Genomic DNA, 18,774 nt, shown 5'->3' on the forward strand with positions numbered 1-18,774 from the left:
GGAGCTCAGAGGTCGTAGTCGACGACGACGGGCGCGTGGTCGGACCAGCGCTGATCCCAGGCCGCGGCCTTGTCCACCGTGTAGTTGTGCACGGTCGCCGCGAGGGCGGGGGTCGCGGCGTGGTAGTCGATGCGCCAGCCCGTGTCGGTGTCGAACGCCTGGCCGCGCTGCGACCACCAGGTGTAGGGGCCGTCGACCTCGCCCGCCCAGGTGCGGCCGACATCCACCCAGCCCAGGCCCGGGCCGGTCGAGCCGTCGACGCCCGCCACGGGCTCGCCGCGCGGCCCGAAGAAGCGATCGAAGTACGCGCGCTCGCGGGGCAGGAAGCCCGCGCTCTTGCGGTTGCCCCGCCAGTTGCGGATGTCGAGCTCGCGATGGCCGACGTTGAGGTCACCGACGACGAGGGCGAGCTCGCTGTGGGCGGCGAGCTCGGGCATCCGCTGCTCCATGGCGTCGAGGAACTTGTACTTCTCCACCATCTTCGGCTCGTCGTCGGCGACGCCGGAGTGCACGTAGGTGCTCACCACGGTGATCACCCGGTCGCCCACCTCGTAGTCGGCCTCCAGCCAGCGGCCCGCGCTGTCGAAGTCCTCGGCGCCGAGCGCGACGCGGTGGATGGAGGCCTTGCCGCGTGAGGCGATCGCGACCCCGGCGCGACCCTTCGCGGTGGCGGGGTCGTGCAGCACGTCCCACTCCTCCCCGAGCAGGCCCACGAGGTCGTCGGTGGATGCCCGCACCTCCTGCAGCGCGAGGATGTCGACCCCGCGCCCCTGAAGCCAGTCGCCCATCCCTTTGCGGAAGGCGGCTCGGACCCCGTTCACGTTGACGGTCGCGATGCGCAGCATGGCACCGAGCCTAGAAGGCGCCGCCGTCATTCGGGGATCGACGGCTACAGCGGCAGCGCGGTGCCCGACGGGGTGCCGTGCTCGGTGCGGTGCTCGTTCAGGTCGATGCCGCGATCGCTCGCGCTCACGGCGATCCAGGCGGCGCCGATCAGCACGACCTGACACACGAAGTTGAACCAGATGAGCAGACCGATGATCGCCACGAAGCTCGCCAGCAGCGGATTGTGCGTGGCGCCGCCCAGCAGGCTCGTGCCCAGTGCCTTGAGCACACCGAGCGCGATCGCCGCGAGCACGGTGCCGGGCATCAGCAGCCGCAGCGGAATGTGGATGCCCGAGACCACGCGGTAGAACGAACCGAGCAGCACGGTGTCGACGATCAGCACGAGCAGCAGGCCGACAGCACGCGCCGCGAACTCCGCCGGCACCGAGTTCTCGTTGACGCCCGCCACCTCGAACAGCCAGCTCAGCACCTGGGCTCCGAACACCGAGAGTGCCGTGGACACGAGGATGATCGCGCCGAACCCGAGCGCGAGCAGCAGATCCTTGAGCTTGAGCAGTACGACGTTGGTGGCGGGGTGCGGCATCCCGAAGAGCGTTCGCACGGCATCCCGGCCCGAGGCGAGCCACCCCAGTGCGGTCAGCAGCAGGCCCCCGGCGGCGACGGCACCGGTCCAGCCCAGGATGCTCGCCGAGAGCAACTGGGTGGGATCGATCACGCCGCCGCCGCCGGTGTCGATGAGACCCGGCACGTTGAGGGAGATGAAATCGAAGAACGCCTGTTGGAGAGCGGGACGCGCCCGGATGATGAAGCCGGCGATCGCGAAGCCCACCCAGATCGCGGCGAACACCGCGAAGATCGCCTGATAGCTGAGGCCCGCGGCGAGCAGCGGACCGCGGTAGGAGCCGTAGCGCAGCATCACTCGCACGACCTTCAGGCGCATCACGAACGCGGTCGCGTCGCTGATCCAGCGCTTCAGGCCCATCGGTCCACCATATCCGCGCGGCTAGTCTGGGCCGAGGTGCGTGATCGGAGGCGCGGGGCATGGAGCTGCTGGGTACCGGCGTCGGTCGTGGCGTCGTCGTCGGCAGGGTGCTGCGGATGCCGCCCCCGCTCGCCGCGCCGACCCCGGCCGCCCACGACGGCGACGCCGACGCCGAACTGCGGTCGGTGCTGGCCGCGCTCGCCGCGGTCGCCGACGACCTGACCGAGCGTGCTCGGAATGCCGACCCTGTTGCGGGCGCCGTACTCCAGGCGACCGCCATGATGGTCGCGGACCCGATGATCGCGGACGACGTCGCGACGCGGGTGCGATCCGGCAGCGCGGGCGAGTGGGCGGTGTTCGAGGCGTTCGGCGTGTTCGAGCGCAGCATCGCCGCGCTCGGCGGAGACCTCGCCGAGCGCGCGGCGGACGTTCGCGATGTCGCGCAGCGCGTGATCGCGCGGCTGCGTGGTGTTGCCGCGCCGGGCGTGCCGACGAGCGATGCTCCTTTCGTGCTCGTCGCCCACGATCTCGCGCCGGCCGACACCGCCGTGCTCGACCTCGACCTGGTGCTCGGCTTCGTGACGCGCGACGGCGGTCCGACGAGCCACACGGCGATCCTCGCCCGCTCGCGCGCCATCCCGGCGGTGGTCGGGGTGGCGGACGCCCTCGATCTCGTCGATGGCATGGTCGTCATGGTGGATGCCGCATCCGGCCGCGTCACGGTCGACCCGGGTGCGGCGGCGATCGCCGCGGTGCCCCGGTCGCGGCCGCGGCGCGGCGGCGCGGCATCCGCTCGCACCGGACCCGGGGCCCTCGCCGACGGGACCAGGGTGGCGCTGCTGGCGAACGTCGGCTCGGTCGACGACGCGGTGGCCGCCGTGGCCTGCGGCGCGGAGGGCATCGGCCTGCTGCGGACGGAGTTCCTGTTCATGGGCGAGGCCGTCGCGCCGAGCGTCGAACGTCAGGTCGCTCGCTACGTCGAGGTGTTCGAGCACTTTCCGGCCAGACCGGTGGTGGTTCGCGTGTTCGACGCCGGGGTGGACAAGCCGCTGGCCTTCCTGCCGGGCGGCGGTGAGCAGAATCCCGCGCTCGGCGTGCGGGGATTGCGTGCCCTGCGCGCGAACGGGTCGGTGCTCGACGACCAGCTCGCGGCGCTCGCCCGCGCGCAGGAGCTCGTGGACGCGCAGGTGTGGGTGATGGCGCCGATGGTGGCGGATGCAGGCGAGGCGACCTGGTTCGTCGAACGCGCTCGCGCCGCCGGCCTGCGCACCCTCGGGGTGACGGCGGAGGTGCCCTCCCTCGCGATGATGGCGCGGGAGGTCGCGGCCCTCACCGATTTCGTCTCCGTCGGCACCAACGACCTGACCCAGTACCTGCTCGCGGCGGACCGGTCGCAGGGCGCGCTCGCCGCGTACCAAGACCCGTGGCATCCCGCCGTGCTGCGCACGATCGCGCTGTTCGCGGATGCCGCGGTTGCGGCGGGCAAGCCCGTGGGCGTATGCGGAGAGGCGGCATCCGATCCCGCCCTGGCGGTCGTGCTGGCCGGGCTGGGGATCACGTCGCTGTCGATGGCTCCGGCGGCGATCGGCGATGTGCGCGCGGAGCTGTCGTCGGTCACCCTGACGCAGGCGCGCGCACGGGCGGCCGCCGCGCTCGGTGCCTCGACCGCGGGAGAGGCGCGTGCCCTGGCTGGGTGAGTACCCCCCCCGTTTTGGGGGTAACGGTCCCCCTTATTGGGGACCGTCGAGACTGGCGTTCTCTGCTGAGAAGCTGTCACAATCGGAGCGCTCCAACCCGAATCGGAGCACCTGGAACCCGAAACCAGGATGTACAGATGAACCCGAAACAGACTTACCCCTTCCGCTCTTCTCTCTGACGCGCGACGGCATGCCGTTGCGCGCGCGAGTTCAGCGCTGCAGCAACGACGTGCCACCGTGCGGTCCGACGGATCGCGGTCGCTCGCGGGATTCCCGCGCGCCCGAACAGGTTGGCACCCCCCCATGCGCACACCCTCCATTGCCCGCACCCCGCTCTGGCGCGCCCTCGCGGCATTCATCGCGGCCCTGCTGGCAGCGGCCGCACTCGTTCCGCTGACCGCAGTCTCTGCGAGCGCGGCGGACCTCGGCACGACGTCGACGATCACCGTGAACGTCAAGGCGCTGCGCACCGGCGTCAACGCGGTGAACGGCATCGCAGGGGTCACGTTCGCGCTCTACGCGGGCACCACGGCATCCACGGACTCACCCGGTGCCAAGGTCAACGAGGCGTGGGCCGAGTGCGTCAGCAACGCCTCGGGCGTGTGCACCTTCACCGTGCCCAACACGGGCAACGGGCAGGTCAACCACAATGCGGTCTACTGGGTCAAGCAACTGGATGCACCGGACGGCTACTACCTGAACCCCTCGCTGGTCACGGGCAACGGCACCAACGATCCGTCCAATTCCGAGCGGTTCGCCTCCACGGTGAACGCGTTCCGCACCCCGGCGCTGTCAGGCAGCACGGTGACGCTGCCGGGCACGGGCGCCATGCCCGCGAACACGTCGATGACCTTCCCGCAGGGCACGGCGAACGGGCAGACGAGCGGTCGCTACACCACCTCGGGTTCGTTCGCGGTGTCCCTCGACAACCCGCGCTATCAGCCGACCTGCGAGGCCGACCTCGAGGTCGCGATCGTCATCGACCTCTCCACCTCCATGGTCTCGCCCACCGATGCGGGACTGGTCGGGGCCAAAACCGCGGCCAAGGCCTTCCTCGATGCGCTCGTCGACACCGGAACGAAGGTCTCGATCTTCACCTTCGGCAGCAACGCGAACACGCCGCCTCAGGCGACGCCTGTGGAGGTCACCAGCGCGAACCTCGCCTCGCTGAAGACCACGGTCAACAACCTCTCGGTCTCCGGTATCCAGTACACCAACTGGGAACGCGGTCTGTGGCAGGTCGCCGCGCAGTCCGGCGCCTACGACCTCGCGGTCGTGCTGACCGACGGCAATCCAACGCGGCAAGGCGACGGCGCGGGCCAGAGCGACACCTGGACGAACATGCAACGCATGGAAGGCTCCATCTTCTCCGCGAACGCGATCAAGGCCGAGAACACGCAGATCTTCACGTTCGGGGTGGGGGACGGCGTGACCGGTGCCCCCGACAACCTCCGGGCCGTCTCCGGCGAGATCCCGTGGAACGGCGCGGGCGGCACCGTCGCGACCTCGGACTTCTTCCAGACCACGCAGTGGGGCCTCGTGGCGGACGGGCTCGGCTCACTCGCGAACTCGTTGACCTGCGTCGTGCCGATCACCGTCACCAAGACCGAGATCCTCGCCGACGGCTCGACCGCGGTCGGCAGCGGTTGGAAGTTCACCGCGACCGCATCCGGCGACGGCACGATCGCCCCGGTCGGGCAGCAGACGACGAACGCCAGCGGCGAAGCCGCATGGCAGCTCGCGATCGGCAGCGCCGACGGTGAGGCGTCCGTCTCCCTCTCGGAGAACCTCGCCAGCAAGCCCGGTTCCTGGTCGCTGGCGAGCGTGCAGTGCACCAACACCCGCACCGGCACCGATCTCGTCGTGCCGCAGTCCCTGCCCATCCAGTTGACGGGTCTGACCGTCGGCGACAACATCGAGTGCGCGGTCTCGAACCAGCTGCCGCGTGCGGCGAGCGTCGTGGTCACCAAGCAGTGGGTCATCAACGGCGCAGCGCCGGTGCCGAACGGCCAGCAGCCCGACGGCCTCGCAGCGCAGCTGACGCTCGACGGCCAGAATCGCGGCTGGGGCAGCGCGGTCACCGGCTTCGTCTCCGGTTCGGACATCGTGATCAACGAGACGACGACCGACACGAACGAGTTCTGTTCGATCACCGCGAAGCAGCTCACCTCGCCGACGACCTCGTCGCTCGGATACACGGCCTCCCTCGTTCCCGGGGTGAACGCGTTCACGATCACGAACACCGTGACCTGCGAGTCGACCCTCACCCTGATCAAGCGGGTCACCGGAAACGACACGGCGGGTGGTGCCGCCGATGCCGAGGACTTCACGCTGACGGCCGCGGCCGCGGGTCAGACGACGATCACCGGCGACGGGACCGTCACCGGTTCCGTCGCACCGGGCGTCGCCTACACCCTCAGTGAGACCGGCCCGGCCGGGTACCGCCAGACCGCGCTCGAGTGCGGTCCGAGCGCCACCGGACCGTGGACGCCGCTCGCGGAGTCCACGGTCACCGTCGCCGCGCAGACCCACACCTGGTGCCGCTTCACGAACGAGGCGGTGGCCCCACAGCTGCGACTCGTGAAGACGGTGACGGATGGCGTCGTCGACGCGGACAACTGGACACTCACCGCGAGCATCGACGGGTCCGCCGTCGTCTCCGGCGACGGTGTCGCGGAGCACACCGTGAAGGCCGGCGTCGCCTACCAGCTCGCGGAGACCCCCGTGGACGGTTTCGACGGCTCGGAGTTCACGGCCAGCGCATGGGTGTGTGAGGTCACCAGCGGGCCCGGGCAGGGATCGACCCTGCCCACCGCCGACAGCACGGTGACCCTGGCGCTCGGCCAGAACGTCGAGTGCGAGATCGTGAACACCGTGCATCCGCTCGCGCCGACGTTCACGAAGACGCCCGGCAGCGCGAGCGCCAATGCCGACGGCACCTGGAATGTCAGCTACACCCTGACCGCGTCGAACCCCTCATCCGTCGCAGACGTCGTCTACGACCTGACCGACACCCCGAACCTGCCGTCCGGAGTCACCGGCGTCAGCGCGACGGTGGAGATCGATGGCGTCACGACGCCCGTGACCTGGACGACGGGCACCTTCACGGTGGCCACCGGTGCGACCATCGGTGCCGGAGCGGACCCGCACGTCTACACCGTGACGCTGCGCCTGGCGGTCGCGCCCACGACGGATCCCGCGGATCTCGACTGCGCCGTGAGCGGCGGCGGCATCGACAACGATGCGCTGCTGACGCCGGTGGGCGGCGCACCGATCCCGGACGACGCGTGTGTGACCATCGTGCCGCCGACGGTCGCCCACACCAAGACCGTCACCGCACTGCAGCAGAACGCCGATGGAACGTGGACGATCGTCTACGACGTCGTGGTGACGGCGACCGGCTCGGGCGTCGCGACCTACTCGCTGAGCGACGTTCCCGCGTTCGGCTCCGGGTTCACGGTGCTGAGCGCATCGGCCACCGGCCCGGCGCTCGCCGGCAGCTGGAACGGCACGAGCAGCACGGCGCTGGCGCTGAACCGCCCGCTCGCCGCGGGTTCCAGCGAGACCTATTCGGTCACGATCGCGGCTCAGGTCGGTGCGAAGGTCATCGGTACGCCCGCAGCGGATTGCATCCTGGTCTCCCCGGAGGACGGCACCGGCTTCCTCAACCGCGCGACGCTGACCGCAGGCGGTGAGCAGACCGTGCGTGAGGCGTGCGACGTTCCGGTCTCACCCGAGCTCGACAAGGAGTGGATCTCGACCGTGCAGAACGACGACGCGAGTTGGGCGGTCACCTTCGACGTGACGGTGACCAACCCGAGCGCCGCCACGGGTCTCGTCTACTCGCTCTCGGACCTGCCGGCATTCGCGACCGGGACGACGGTGACCGCGCGCACGGTCGCGCTGAACTCCGCAGCGCCGGTCGGTTGGGATGGCGTGGCGCCGCTCGCGAGCGAGCGCGCGCTCGCCGCGGGCAGCACCGATCGCTACACGCTCGTCTTCACGGTCACCGTGCCCGCCGGGCTCGCCCCCGCCGTGCTCGAGTGCGACGCCGAGCCGGGCCACGGCTTCTACAACCAGGCGGAGGCCACCTCGGGTGATGACACGTTCGGCGCTGAGGACTGCGGTCCGGTCGAGGCTGGCGTGCTGCCGCTCATCGACAAGGTGGTCGCCGACGGCTACCCGCGGCAGCTTGCCGGCGGTGACTGGGAGATCGCCTACGACATCACGGTCTCGACGCCGCAGGGCAGCCCTCGCGCGGTCTACGACCTGGAGGACTCGCTCGACTTCGGCGGCGACATCGACGTGCAGACGGCCTCGGTCTCCGGACCGGGCACCGTGAACCCGCTGTGGGACGGCGAGGGCGTGACCTCGGTCGCCACCGGCGTCGTGCTGCCGGGCGGAGCATCCCACGTCTACACGGTGCTCGTGACCGCTCGCCTTGCGGCGGGCGTCGTGGACAGCGAACAGGCCGACTGCTCCCTCGACGAGGGTGAGCAGGGCACCGGCTTCCTGAACATCGCCACGGTGCTCAGCGGTTCGCTCGAGCGCAGTGACGACGCGTGCGAGAGCCCCGCCGCGCCGGAGCTCACGAAGGAACTGCTCGGCACCCCGGTGAAGGGCGGCGACGGCAAGGTGACGATCAAGTACACCGTGACCGCGAGCAACCCCTCCAAGGTCACGCTCAACTACGACCTGGATGATGCCGTCGCGTTCGCGCAGTACGTGATCATCAACTCCGCAGCGGTGCAGTCGGACGATGCCTCGGTGAACCCTGGCTGGAACGGCTCGACCACCACACGCGTGGTGACGGGGCAGGAGCTGCCGGCGGGCGCATCCGACGTCTTCGTGGTGACGGTCGTCGCCTCGCCGACGCTGCTCGTCGAGGACGAGAAGCTCGCGTGCGTGCCCGCCACTCCGGGCCACGGCTTCTTCAACGGTGCCGTGCTCACCAGCGGTGCGGACCAGTACCGGGATGACGCGTGCGCGCCGATCCTGCGCACCGATCTGCCCACGCTGCCGCTGCCCGACCTGCCGACGCTCGCCTACACGGGCGTCGCGGTCGCGGTCATCGCGGGCCCGGGGCTGGCCCTGATCGCCATGGGTCTGCTCTTCTTCGCGCTGCGTCGTCGCCGGCAGCCGAAGCACTGAGGACTTCCCGGCGCGGGGTGTTCGGTCCCGCGCTGGGAGGCTATGTCCCCCGAAAGGGGGTGATATCCATCGTCGCAATCCGCGTCATAGTGGGCCGACGCGGGTGTCTCTTTCGATGAAGGTACTAGTGCACCTTCATCCCAGAGGGGACAATGAAAGAGGACCCGGGAATGGATCAGGGGGATGAACCGAACTGAGGGTCCGGCATCGACGATGTCGGATCAGGCGTTGGTGGAACGAGCGCGTGCGGGGGATCGGCACGCCTTCGGTGAATTGTGGCGCCGTCATTTCCGTTCGGGAGCACGGGTCGCCCGCCAGTTCACGTCGTCGCTGGATGCGGACGACCTCGTTGCCGAGGCCTACACCCGCATCTATCAGCGCGTGCTGGCGGGCGGCGGCCCGAAGGGCGCGTTCCGTCCATACCTCTACACGACCATCCGCAATCTCGCAGCCACCTGGGGTGCCGCATCTCGCGACATCCAGGTGGATGACATGACCGCTTTCGAGGATCCCGCGACGAGCGAGGATCCGGCGGCCGTCGCACTCGATCGCACCCTGACCGCGCGCGCCTTCCGCAGCCTGCCCGAGCGCTGGCAGTCCGTGCTCTGGTATACCGAGGTCGAGGGTATGGACCCGCACGAGGTCGCGCCGATCCTGGGGATCACCGCCAACGGGGTCGCGGCGCTGTCGTACCGTGCACGTGAAGGCCTGCGCAAGGCCTGGCTGCAGGCCCACATCAACGACGCCACGGCATCGGGCGAGTGCCAGTGGGCGATCTCCCGGATCGGCGACAACGCTCGCAACGGTCTCGGCGCCCGCGACACGGAACGCATGTCGTTCCACCTCGCCACATGCGCGCGATGCGCGATCATCAGCGAAGAGGTCGACGAGGTCGGCTCGCGCCTCGCGCTCGTGATGCTTCCCATCCTCCTCGGCGGTATCGCCGGGGGCACCCTGCTCGCTTCCGTTGGCAGCGCCTCGAGTTCCATGGCGGCGTCGGGGGACGCCATACCTGCCATGCCCGAGGCCATCGGAGCGGGAGGGGCGGTCGCGGCCGGAGCATTCGGGTTGCTCGGCGCCGCGACCGTCCCCGTAGCGCTCATCGGGGGACTGGCCATCGTGGTCGCGGCGACCGGCTCGGTCATCGCGCTGTCGCCGACGAGCACGACCGACGGGCAGGGCGACTCCACCGTCGCCGTCGGCGAGGCGAGCAGCGACGGCGCCGAGCCCGGGGGCGACCTTCCGATCGTGCCGGTCGACGTCGACAAGATCGGACTCGACGACCCGGCGAACGTGCCGGAGGGCCTCGTCGACGGTGTTGTGGGGGATGTCGGCGGTCTGGTCGACGGCGTGCTCGGCACCATCACCGGTGGTGAGGCGCCCGACGGTCACACGGCGCCCGGCGGGGTCGTCGGCGCCGATATCTCGCTGAACCTCACGGGCACCGGCACACCGGGCGCGCACGTCTCGCTGCAGGCGGCCGGTCAGGTCTACGCCACGACCACGGTGGATGCGAACGGCACGTTCGTGCTAAACGTCACCGCGATCCCCGGCGGGCTGTCGTCGCTGGATCTCGTGCAGACGGTGGACCGCAGCTACCTCGCGAACCTGCTCGGGCTGGGCGGTCTGCTCGACGGACTGCTCGGCAACCTGGATTCGCTCATCAACGGTCTCATCCAGCCGATCCGGCTGACCAGTGGCGGATCCAGTATCGGCATCAACCTTCTGGGCTGAGTCGCGTCATACTCGGGGCCGATCACAGTCTCTTGAATGGGATGTCACCATCCTGTCCCTGACGTCACCAAGGGACGCTGGTCCCGCTCGCCGCCCAGGGCGAAGCGGGACCGGCATGGCATCACGCGCAGGGGCCGACGCGGTGGCGCGGCCCCTGCGTGCAATGCCGAGTTACGGGCGACCGCGCAGCACGGCCTGCTTGACCTCGGCGATCGCCTGGGTCACCTGGATGCCGCGAGGGCAGGCATCCGTGCAGTTGAAGGTGGTGCGGCAGCGCCACACCCCCTCCTTGTCGTTGAGGATGTCGAGGCGCACCTGCGCGTTGTCGTCGCGCGAGTCGAAGATGAAGCGGTGCGCGTTGACGATCGCGGCCGGGCCGAAGTACTGACCGTCGGTCCAGAACACGGGGCAGCTCGACGTGCACGCGGCGCACAGGATGCACTTGGTGGTGTCATCGAAGCGCGCGCGCTCGACGGGGCTCTGCGTGCGCTCCTTGCCCTTCTCGGGCGTCGTCGACGCCATGAGGAACGGGTTGACCGCCTTGAAGGAGTCGAAGAACGGCTCCATGTTCACGACCAGGTCTTTCTCCAGCGGCAGGCCCTTGATCGCCTCGACGTAGATCGGCTGCGAGATGTCCAGATCCTTGATCAGCGTCTTGCAGGCGAGTCGGTTCTTGCCGTTGATGCGCATCGCATCCGACCCGCACACGCCGTGCGCGCACGAACGGCGGAAGGTCAGCGAGCCGTCCTGCTCCCACTTGATCTTGTGCAAGGCATCGAGGATGCGGTCGGTGGGGTAGAGCTCGACGTCGAAGTCCTGCCAGCGGGGTTCGTCATCCACGTCCGGGTCGAATCGGCGGATGATGAGCGTCGCGGTGAACGTCGGAATGACCTCAGGCACGCTCGGCTTGTCCATGACGGCGTTCGACACCCTCAGTACTTCCTCTCCATGGGCGGGTAGTTCGTGATGACGACCGGTTTCCAGTCCAGCCGGATGTGGTCGCCGGCCTCGGACTCGGGGTCGCCGACCCGGTAGGCCATCGTATGCACGAGGAAGTTCTCGTCGTCGCGATTCGGGTAGTCCTCGCGCATGTGGCCGCCGCGCGACTCGTGCCGCGACCGAGCGGAGTAAACGAGCACCTCGGCGAGGTCGAGCAGGAACCCGAGCTCGATGGCCTCGAGCAGGTCGGTGTTGAACCGCTTGCCCTTGTCCTGCACCTGGATGTTCTTGTAGCGCTGGCGCAGCTGCTGGATGAGGTCGGTGACCTCCTTGAGGCTCTCCTCCGTGCGGAAGATCTGCGCGTTGCGGTCCATCGAGTCCTGCAGCTCCTTGCGGATCGCCGCGATCCGCTCGGTGCCGTCGCCGGAGCGCACCGTCTCGATGAGGGCGAGCACGCCCGCTGCGGGGTTCTCCGGCAGGGGCAGGAAGTCGTCCGTGGCCTGCACGTACTTCACGGCGTTCTTGCCAGCGCGCTTGCCGAACACGTTGATGTCCAGCAGCGAGTTGGTGCCGAGACGGTTGGAGCCGTGCACCGAGACGCACGCGCACTCGCCGGCGGCGAACAGCCCCGGCACGACGGTCGTGTTGTCGCGGAGTACCTGGGCGTCGTTGTTCGTCGGGATGCCGCCCATCGCGTAGTGCGCGGTCGGCAGCACCGGCACGGGCTCCGTGTACGGCTCGACACCGAGGTAGGTGCGTGCGAACTCGGTGATGTCCGGGAGCTTCTCGTCGATCACCGCGGGCTCGAGGTGCGAGATGTCGAGGTAGAGGTAGTCCTTGTTGGGGCCGGCGCCGCGACCTTCGCGAATCTCCAGGGCCATCGACCGGGCGACGATGTCGCGCGGCGCGAGGTCCTTGAGCGTCGGCGTGTAGCGCTCCATGAAGCGCTCGCCGCTGGCGTTGCGCAGGATCGCTCCCTCACCACGAGCCGCCTCGGAGAGCAGGATGCCCAGCCCGGCCAGTCCGGTCGGGTGGAACTGGAAGAACTCCATGTCCTCCAGCGGCAGTCCCTTGCGCCAGATGATGCCGACGCCGTCGCCCGTGAGGGTGTGCGCGTTGGAGGTGGTCTTGAAGATCTTGCCGAAACCGCCGGTCGCATAGACGATCGCCTTGGCCTGGAACACGTGGATGTCACCGGTGGCCAGCTCATAGGCGACGACACCGCTCGGCTGCTCGACCCCATCCACCTCGGTCATCACCATGTCGAGCACATAGAACTCGTTGAAGAAGTTGATGCCGAGCTTGACGCAGTTCTGGTACAGCGTCTGCAGGATCATGTGACCGGTGCGGTCGGCCGCGTAGCAGGCCCGGCGCACGGGCGCCTTGCCGTGCTCACGCGTGTGACCGCCGAAACGGCGCTGGTCGATCTTGCCGTCCGGGGTGCGGTTGAAGGGCAGGCCCATGTTCTCGAGGTCGATGACCGCGTCGATGGCCTCCTTCGCCAGGATCTCGGCGGCATCCTGGTCGACCAGGTAGTCGCCGCCCTTGACGGTGTCGTAGGTGTGCCACTCCCAGTTGTCGTCCTCGACGTTGGCGAGCGCCGCGGCCATGCCGCCCTGTGCAGCACCGGTGTGGGAGCGCGTGGGGTAGAGCTTGGAGATCACCGCGGTGCGAGCGTGCGGTCCGGCCTCGATCGCCGCGCGCATACCGGCGCCGCCGGCGCCCACGATGACGATGTCGAACTGGTGGTAGTGCACACCGTTCTTCACGGTGCCGGTCTCGGGGGCGGCCACTTACTGCACCGGGCAGAAGCTCGGGAGCAGGTCCGCAGGGGAGCCGGCAGGGCACGGGTCGAAGGTGTAGATCACGAGAGTTCCCAAGATGAGGAGGACGGCCGTGGACGCGGCGAGCGCGCCCAGGAGGGTGAGCCGCACGAGGCGGTTGCTGGCGTAGTCGTTGACGAGGGTGCGCATGCCGTTGGCGCCGTGGATGAGCGCGAGCCAGAGCAGCAGGGTGTCCCAGACGACCCAGAACGGGTCGGCGAGCTTGCCGGCGACGAAGGCGAAGTCGATCGCCTTGACGCCCTCACCCGCGACGAGGTTGACGAAGAGGTGGCCGAAGATCAGCACCACGAGCACGACGCCCGAGGCGCGCATGTAGATCCAGCCCCACTTCTCCCAGTTGATGCCACGGCGCTTGCGAGCGATCTCCGGGGACCGGGGCGCTTCGATGGTCTCGGTCGTCATCACTCGCCTCCGAAGATGTGCATGAGCTGGCGCGGGATGAAGCCGGCGAGCAGCACGAGCCACAGCGCGATGACGATCCAGAACATCACGCGCTGGTACTTGGTGCCCAGCCGCCAGAAGTCGATGAGGATGATGCGCAGGCCGTTGAGCGCGTGCAGCCCGATCGCGGCGACGAGCGCGATCTCACCGAGCCCCATGATGGGCGTCTTGTAGGTGCCGATCACCGCGTTGTAGGCCTCGGGGCTCACTCGCACGAGCGCCGTGTCGAGGATGTGCACGAGCAGGAAGAAGTAGATCGCGGTGCCGGTGATGCGGTGCAGCACCCATGACCACATGCCCTCCCGTCCGCGATAGAGCGTTCCCGCCGGCCGTTTCGGGGCGGCGATCTTGGGCAAGGCGAGCGTGTCGCCCGCCAGGGTACCCGTCGACCTCTGAGGCACGAGCAACCCTCCTTGGAGTCGATTGGCCGCTTCGGGGGCGGCTGAGGAGAGTCCGGATGTCGGACGTTCCCAGTGTATTCCGCCTGGAAGGCGCAGGGTGCGCAGCAGCGGTTAAGAGCGGGGCCTCACGCGAGGTTCTGGAAAGAATCGGCGATCTTTAGCGGCTGGCGAGCCTCGATGACCGTCCCGTAGTGCCCTAGCAGTTGGTCGCACACCGATTCCCACGAGCGCGATAGCACCGCGCGACGCCCCGCTTCGCCCATACGCGAGCGCAGTGCGGGGTCGGTGGCGAGGCTCTCGACCCTGGCGCGCAGGTCCAGGTCGTCGTCGGGAGCGAAGAGGTACCCGTTCTCGCCGTGCGCGACCAGATCGATCGGGCCGCCCGCGCGGGGTGCGACGACGGGCACGCCGCTCGCGTGCGCCTCCTGCACCGTCTGCCCGAACGTCTCCTCCGTGCCGGTGTGCAGGAAGACGTCGAAGCTCGCGTAGGCGGCGGAGAGCTCGCGCCCGGTGAGCTTGCCGAGCCAGGTGACGGGCATCCCGGCGAGTGCGCGCTGCGCGGACGGCAGCGACGGGCCGTCGCCGACGATCGCGAGCCGGATGCCGGACATGCCCCGGAGGGAGGCCATCCGCTCGACCTGCTTCTCGGGCGCGATGCGACCGACGTAGCCGACGATCGTCTCACCGCGCGGGGCGAGACGCTGGCGCAGGTGCTGCACGGTCGGCTCGAGGCGATTCCTCGGGTGGTAGGCGGTGAGATCGACGCCGCGGCCCCACCGTGCGAGGCGCTCGACGCCGGCGGCCTCCAGGTCGGCGAGGGAGGAGCTCGAGGGCACGAGGGTGAGATCGGCCCGTGCGTGGATCCACCGCACCGCACGCCAGGCGATGCGGGTCGCGGCACCCAGGTGATTCCTGCGGGCGTAGCCTGCGACATCCGTCTGGAAGATCGCGACCGAGGGGATGTCGAGCCGGGCCGCGGCGGCGATCGCCTGCGCGCCGAGCAGGAAGGGGGATGCGGCGTGCAACACGTCGGGCTGGAACTCGGCGAGCAGTGACTGCACCTGTGGGCTGGGCAGACCCACCGGGAACTGGCGGTAGGCGAGAGCGGGAACCTCATGCACGGGGAAGCCCGCGTATTCGCGCGGCGCCCCGGCCGCGGGGACGATGATCATCGCCTCGTGCCCGCGCTCGCGGAGATGATCGAGCACCTTGCGCACGCTCGTCGTGACACCGTTGACGGTGGGCAGGAAGCTCTCGCTGACGATCGCGATGCGCACGCGGTCTCCGTTCGTTCCGTGCTGGAAACGCTACGGAACCGCCGTGTCCACGAGGTGAATGCCCGCCTAATCTATGGTTGACGGATGACCGAGACACCCGGAGCCTTCGACGGCTTCACGAGCGTCATACCTGCGGGCGGAATCGGGTCGCGACTGTGGCCGCTCTCCCGGGCGGACTCGCCGAAGTTCCTCCACGATCTCACCGGCTCCGGGCAATCCCTGCTCCGCGACACCTGGGAGCGGCTCGAGCCGCTCTGCGGCCCGGAACAGATCATGGTCGTGACCGGACGAGCGCATCGCAGCGCAGTGACCGGTGAACTGCCCGAACTGCTGGACCACAATCTGGTGCTCGAGAGCGACCCGCGCGACTCCTCCGCAGCCATCGGTCTCGCCGCGGCGATCCTGCGTCGACGGGACCCGGACGCTGTGATCGGCTCCTTCGCCGCCGATCACGTCATCAAGAACCTCCGCGGCTTCCGTCGTGCGGTCACCGAGGCGATCGCCGTCGCACGGGCCGGCTACATCTCGACGATCGGCATCTCGCCGACGGAGGCCGCCATCGGGTTCGGGTACATCCGGTGCGGCGGTGCGCTGGCCGTCGACGGTGCGCCGAGCGCGCTCATGGTCGACTCGTTCGTCGAGAAGCCGGATCAGGCGACGGCGCAGGAGTACCTCGACGCCGGGGACTACCTCTGGAACGGCGGCATGTTCATCTCCCGCGCGGATGTGCTGCTCGAGCAGCTCGGCGCGTCGCGGCCCGAGCTCCTCGCAGGGCTCGAGGAGCTGGCTGCCGCCTGGGACACCCCGGAGCGCGGTGCGGTCGTCGACCGGGTCTGGCCCGGCCTGGAGAAGATCGCCATCGACTACACGGTCGCCGAGCCCGCCGCCGCGGCGGGCAAGCTCGTCGTGATCCCCGGCCACTTCGATTGGGACGACGTCGGCGACTTCGCCTCCGTCGGCAAGCTCCATTCGGCGGGCAAGGCCGATCTCGCGATCATCGGCGAGAACCCGAGGGTGCTCTCCGATTCGTCGAGCGGCGTGGTGATCAGCCACAGCGGTCGCGTGATCTCGCTCATCGGGGTCAAGGACATCGTGGTCGTCGACACCCCGGATGCCCTGCTGGTGACGACGACGGCGAACGCTCAACGGGTGAAGTCGGTCGTGGATGCCCTCAAACTCGCCGGACGCACGGAGGTACTGTGAACGCCACGATCCCGCTGGTGATCGATACCGACACCGCGCAGGACGATTGCGTCGCCCTGCTGGTGGGCCTGCTCGATCCGCTCGCCGATCTGCGGGCGATCACGATGGTCGCCGGCAACGTGAGCTTCGAGCGCCAGGTGCACAACGCGCACCTGACGCTGAGCGCCGCCGGGCGCCTCGGCGAGGTTCCGATCCACCTCGGCTGCCGCCGACCGCTCGTGCGGGAGTGGGTTTCGGCGGAGAACGTGCACGGCGACGGCTCCGGCGGGCTCGACATGGACTTCGACGGCATCGAGCCGCCTGCCGCGGAACACGGCGTCGACGCGCTGATCCGGCTCGCCGCGGACGCGCCGGGCGAGCTGACCATCGTCTGCATCGGGCCGCTGACGAACATCGCCATGGCGGCCATCAAGGATCCGCGCTTCGTCGCGAACGTCAAGGCCCTCTACATCATGGGCGGATCGAACAACGCACGCGGAAACATCACTGCTGCTGCGGAGTACAACTTCTACGTCGACCCGGAGGCCGCGCGCACGGTCTTCGAAGCGGGCTTCGCGCGCATCGTGGTCGTGCCCTGGGCGCCGCTGACGCTGCGGGATGCCGTGTTCTCCCGAGAGCAGTTGGCCGCGATCGCGGCGGTCGGCACGCCGCTGGCCGGATTCTTCACCCGCGTGGTCGGCACGACGCTCGAGTTCGACGAGAGCGTGGGCATCCCTGGCTCCACCCACCCGGACTCGCTCACCGCGGCGGTGCTGCTGCATCCTGAACTGGTCACGTCATCCGCTGAGTACGCCGTCGACATCGAGACCTCGTCCGAGCTCACGCGCGGGTACGCCGCGATGTCGTGGGGAGTGCACGGACTGACGCCGAACGCCACCGTGATCGAAGCGGTGGATGCCGCGGGGTTCTTCGACTATCTGACCGGCCTGCTCTCCGATCCCACCGAACCCACCCGACCGTTCCGGGGCTGAGGTTTCTGCGACGTTACGGGCGTGTCCCGAGTTGGTAACACCTGGGCCACGATGCCGCGCAGGGTGTGCCGCGGGCCGAACGCAGCGAGTAACGTAGCCGCATCCGCCCCGGTATGGCCGGGGCTTGTACTTGGAGGAAGAGTGAACGTAATCACGCGTAAGCGGGGCCTTGCCGGCCTCGCCCTGGTCGGCGCCGCCGGCCTGCTGCTCGGCGGTTGTGCCGCGGCGCCCGAAGAGGGCGGCGGCGAGGCGACCACCGACTTCCTGGCTTGCGCCGTCTCCGACGAGGGCAGCTGGAACGACAAGTCGTTCAACGAGGCGGCGTACGACGGTCTCCTGAAGGCCAAGGACGAGCTGGGCGTCGAGATCAAGGACGCGGAGTCGCAGGACACCGAGGACTTCGAGCCGAACCTGGCCTCGATGGTCGACGCGGGCTGCGACGTGACGTTCGCGGTCGGCTTCAACTTCTCGCTCAACGACACGATCTTCACCGTCGCGGACAGCAACCCCGAGTCGCACTTCGTGTGGATCGACGGCTGGAACCAGGGCCAGACCAACCTCAAGCCCATCACCTACGCGATGGACCAGTCGAGCTACCTCGCCGGGTACCTCGCCGCGGCGTACAGCACCTCGAAGGTCGTCGGCACGTACGGCGGTCTCGACATCCCCGCCGTCGTGACCTTCATGGACGGCTTCTACTACGGTGCGAAGGCCTACGAGGAGGAGACCGGCACGCCGGTCACCGTTCTCGGCCGCGACCCGATCGCCGGCACCGGCACCTTCACCGACCCGGAGCTCTCCTTCGGTGACACCGAGGGCGCCAAGTCGATCTCGGCCGGTCAGCTCGCTGCGGGCGCCGACGTGATCTTCCCGGTCGCCGGTGGCCTCTTCGCCTCGACCGCCGAGGCGATCAAGGAGTCCGGCAGCACCACCGCCGTCTTCCTCGGTGTCGACAAGAACGTCGCCGTCACCTCGCCCGAGTACGCCGACCTCGTCCTCACCTCGGTCGAGAAGCGCATGACGCAGGCCGTGTTCGACGTCATCGCATCGCTGTCCTCCGGTGACGCCTTCAACGTCGACCCGTACGTCGGCACGCTCGAGAACGACGGCACCGCGCTGAGCGACTTCGGTGTCTTCGACAGCAAGGTCTCGGACGAGATCAAGGCCAAGCTCGAGGAGCTCAAGGCCGGCATCATCGACGGAAGCATCGTTCCGGTTCCCGCGAGCTGATTCCTTCGTAACACCGAACGCGCCGGGAGAGACTTTGGTCCCTCCCGGCGCGTTCTGT

The 18,774-nt window shown here is 69.1% G+C and carries 13 protein-coding genes; 6 read left to right on the forward strand and 7 right to left on the reverse strand.

What is annotated here, in order from left to right:
* Positions 1–5 precede the first annotated feature (5 nt).
* Both PYV02_RS08415 and PYV02_RS08420 read right to left on the reverse strand, forming a co-directional pair.
* Positions 6–845 (reverse strand): exodeoxyribonuclease III, encoded by an 840-nt coding sequence (locus PYV02_RS08415; RefSeq protein ID WP_420833604.1) that lies wholly within the window; start codon positions 843–845, stop codon positions 6–8.
* 44 nt (positions 846–889) lie between these two features.
* Positions 890–1,828, reverse strand: coding sequence for a YihY/virulence factor BrkB family protein (locus tag PYV02_RS08420; RefSeq protein ID WP_275758093.1), 939 nt, complete (start codon positions 1,826–1,828; stop codon positions 890–892).
* A gap of 59 nt (positions 1,829–1,887) precedes the next feature.
* Between PYV02_RS08420 and ptsP the strand changes: the two genes are divergently transcribed.
* From ptsP to PYV02_RS08435, 3 genes are all read left to right on the forward strand, one after another.
* Positions 1,888–3,525: a phosphoenolpyruvate--protein phosphotransferase gene (gene ptsP / locus PYV02_RS08425; RefSeq protein WP_275758095.1), complete on the forward strand. Its 1,638-nt coding sequence runs from the start codon at positions 1,888–1,890 to the stop codon at positions 3,523–3,525.
* 303 nt (positions 3,526–3,828) lie between these two features.
* A complete protein-coding gene (locus PYV02_RS08430) occupies positions 3,829–8,676 on the forward strand; it encodes a VWA domain-containing protein (RefSeq protein WP_275758097.1) in 4,848 nt (1,615 codons plus the stop codon).
* 183 nt (positions 8,677–8,859) lie between these two features.
* A complete protein-coding gene (locus PYV02_RS08435) occupies positions 8,860–10,410 on the forward strand; it encodes a sigma-70 family RNA polymerase sigma factor (RefSeq protein ID WP_275758100.1) in 1,551 nt (516 codons plus the stop codon).
* Positions 10,411–10,581: 171 nt separating this feature from the next.
* On the opposite strand, the gene PYV02_RS08440 is transcribed toward PYV02_RS08435, so the two are convergent.
* From PYV02_RS08440 to PYV02_RS08460, 5 genes are all read right to left on the reverse strand, one after another.
* A complete protein-coding gene (locus tag PYV02_RS08440; RefSeq protein WP_420833605.1) occupies positions 10,582–11,340 on the reverse strand; it encodes a succinate dehydrogenase iron-sulfur subunit in 759 nt (252 codons plus the stop codon).
* Between the two features lie 2 nt (positions 11,341–11,342).
* Positions 11,343–13,142: a succinate dehydrogenase flavoprotein subunit gene (gene sdhA / locus PYV02_RS08445; RefSeq protein ID WP_275758102.1), complete on the reverse strand. Its 1,800-nt coding sequence runs from the start codon at positions 13,140–13,142 to the stop codon at positions 11,343–11,345.
* Positions 13,143–13,595, reverse strand: a complete 453-nt coding sequence (locus PYV02_RS08450; RefSeq protein ID WP_275758104.1) for a succinate dehydrogenase hydrophobic membrane anchor subunit — start codon at positions 13,593–13,595, stop codon at positions 13,143–13,145.
* Positions 13,595–14,011, reverse strand: a complete 417-nt coding sequence (sdhC, locus tag PYV02_RS08455) for a succinate dehydrogenase, cytochrome b556 subunit (protein ID WP_420833611.1) — start codon at positions 14,009–14,011, stop codon at positions 13,595–13,597. The genes PYV02_RS08450 and sdhC overlap by 1 nt, the downstream gene beginning before the upstream one ends.
* 149 nt (positions 14,012–14,160) lie before the next feature.
* Positions 14,161–15,312, reverse strand: coding sequence for a glycosyltransferase family 4 protein (locus tag PYV02_RS08460; RefSeq protein WP_275758106.1), 1,152 nt, complete (start codon positions 15,310–15,312; stop codon positions 14,161–14,163).
* Positions 15,313–15,396: 84 nt separating this feature from the next.
* On the opposite strand from PYV02_RS08460, the gene PYV02_RS08465 reads away from it, so the two are divergent.
* The 3 genes from PYV02_RS08465 to PYV02_RS08475 all read left to right on the forward strand — a co-directional run bounded on the left by PYV02_RS08465 (position 15,397) and on the right by PYV02_RS08475 (position 18,716).
* The gene (locus PYV02_RS08465; RefSeq protein WP_275758108.1) at positions 15,397–16,515 is read left to right on the forward strand and encodes a mannose-1-phosphate guanylyltransferase; all 1,119 of its coding nucleotides are present in this window, start codon (positions 15,397–15,399) and stop codon (positions 16,513–16,515) included.
* Complete coding sequence (locus tag PYV02_RS08470) at positions 16,512–17,486, forward strand: nucleoside hydrolase (RefSeq protein WP_275758111.1); 975 nt, start codon at positions 16,512–16,514, stop codon at positions 17,484–17,486. The genes PYV02_RS08465 and PYV02_RS08470 overlap by 4 nt, the downstream gene beginning before the upstream one ends.
* A gap of 141 nt (positions 17,487–17,627) precedes the next feature.
* Positions 17,628–18,716, forward strand: a complete 1,089-nt coding sequence (locus PYV02_RS08475) for a BMP family lipoprotein (RefSeq protein ID WP_275758113.1) — start codon at positions 17,628–17,630, stop codon at positions 18,714–18,716.
* Positions 18,717–18,774: the final 58 nt, after the last annotated feature.

The organism is Antiquaquibacter metalliresistens, from assembly GCF_029211225.1.
In the GTDB taxonomy this organism is placed as follows: domain Bacteria; phylum Actinomycetota; class Actinomycetes; order Actinomycetales; family Microbacteriaceae; genus Rhodoglobus; species Rhodoglobus metalliresistens.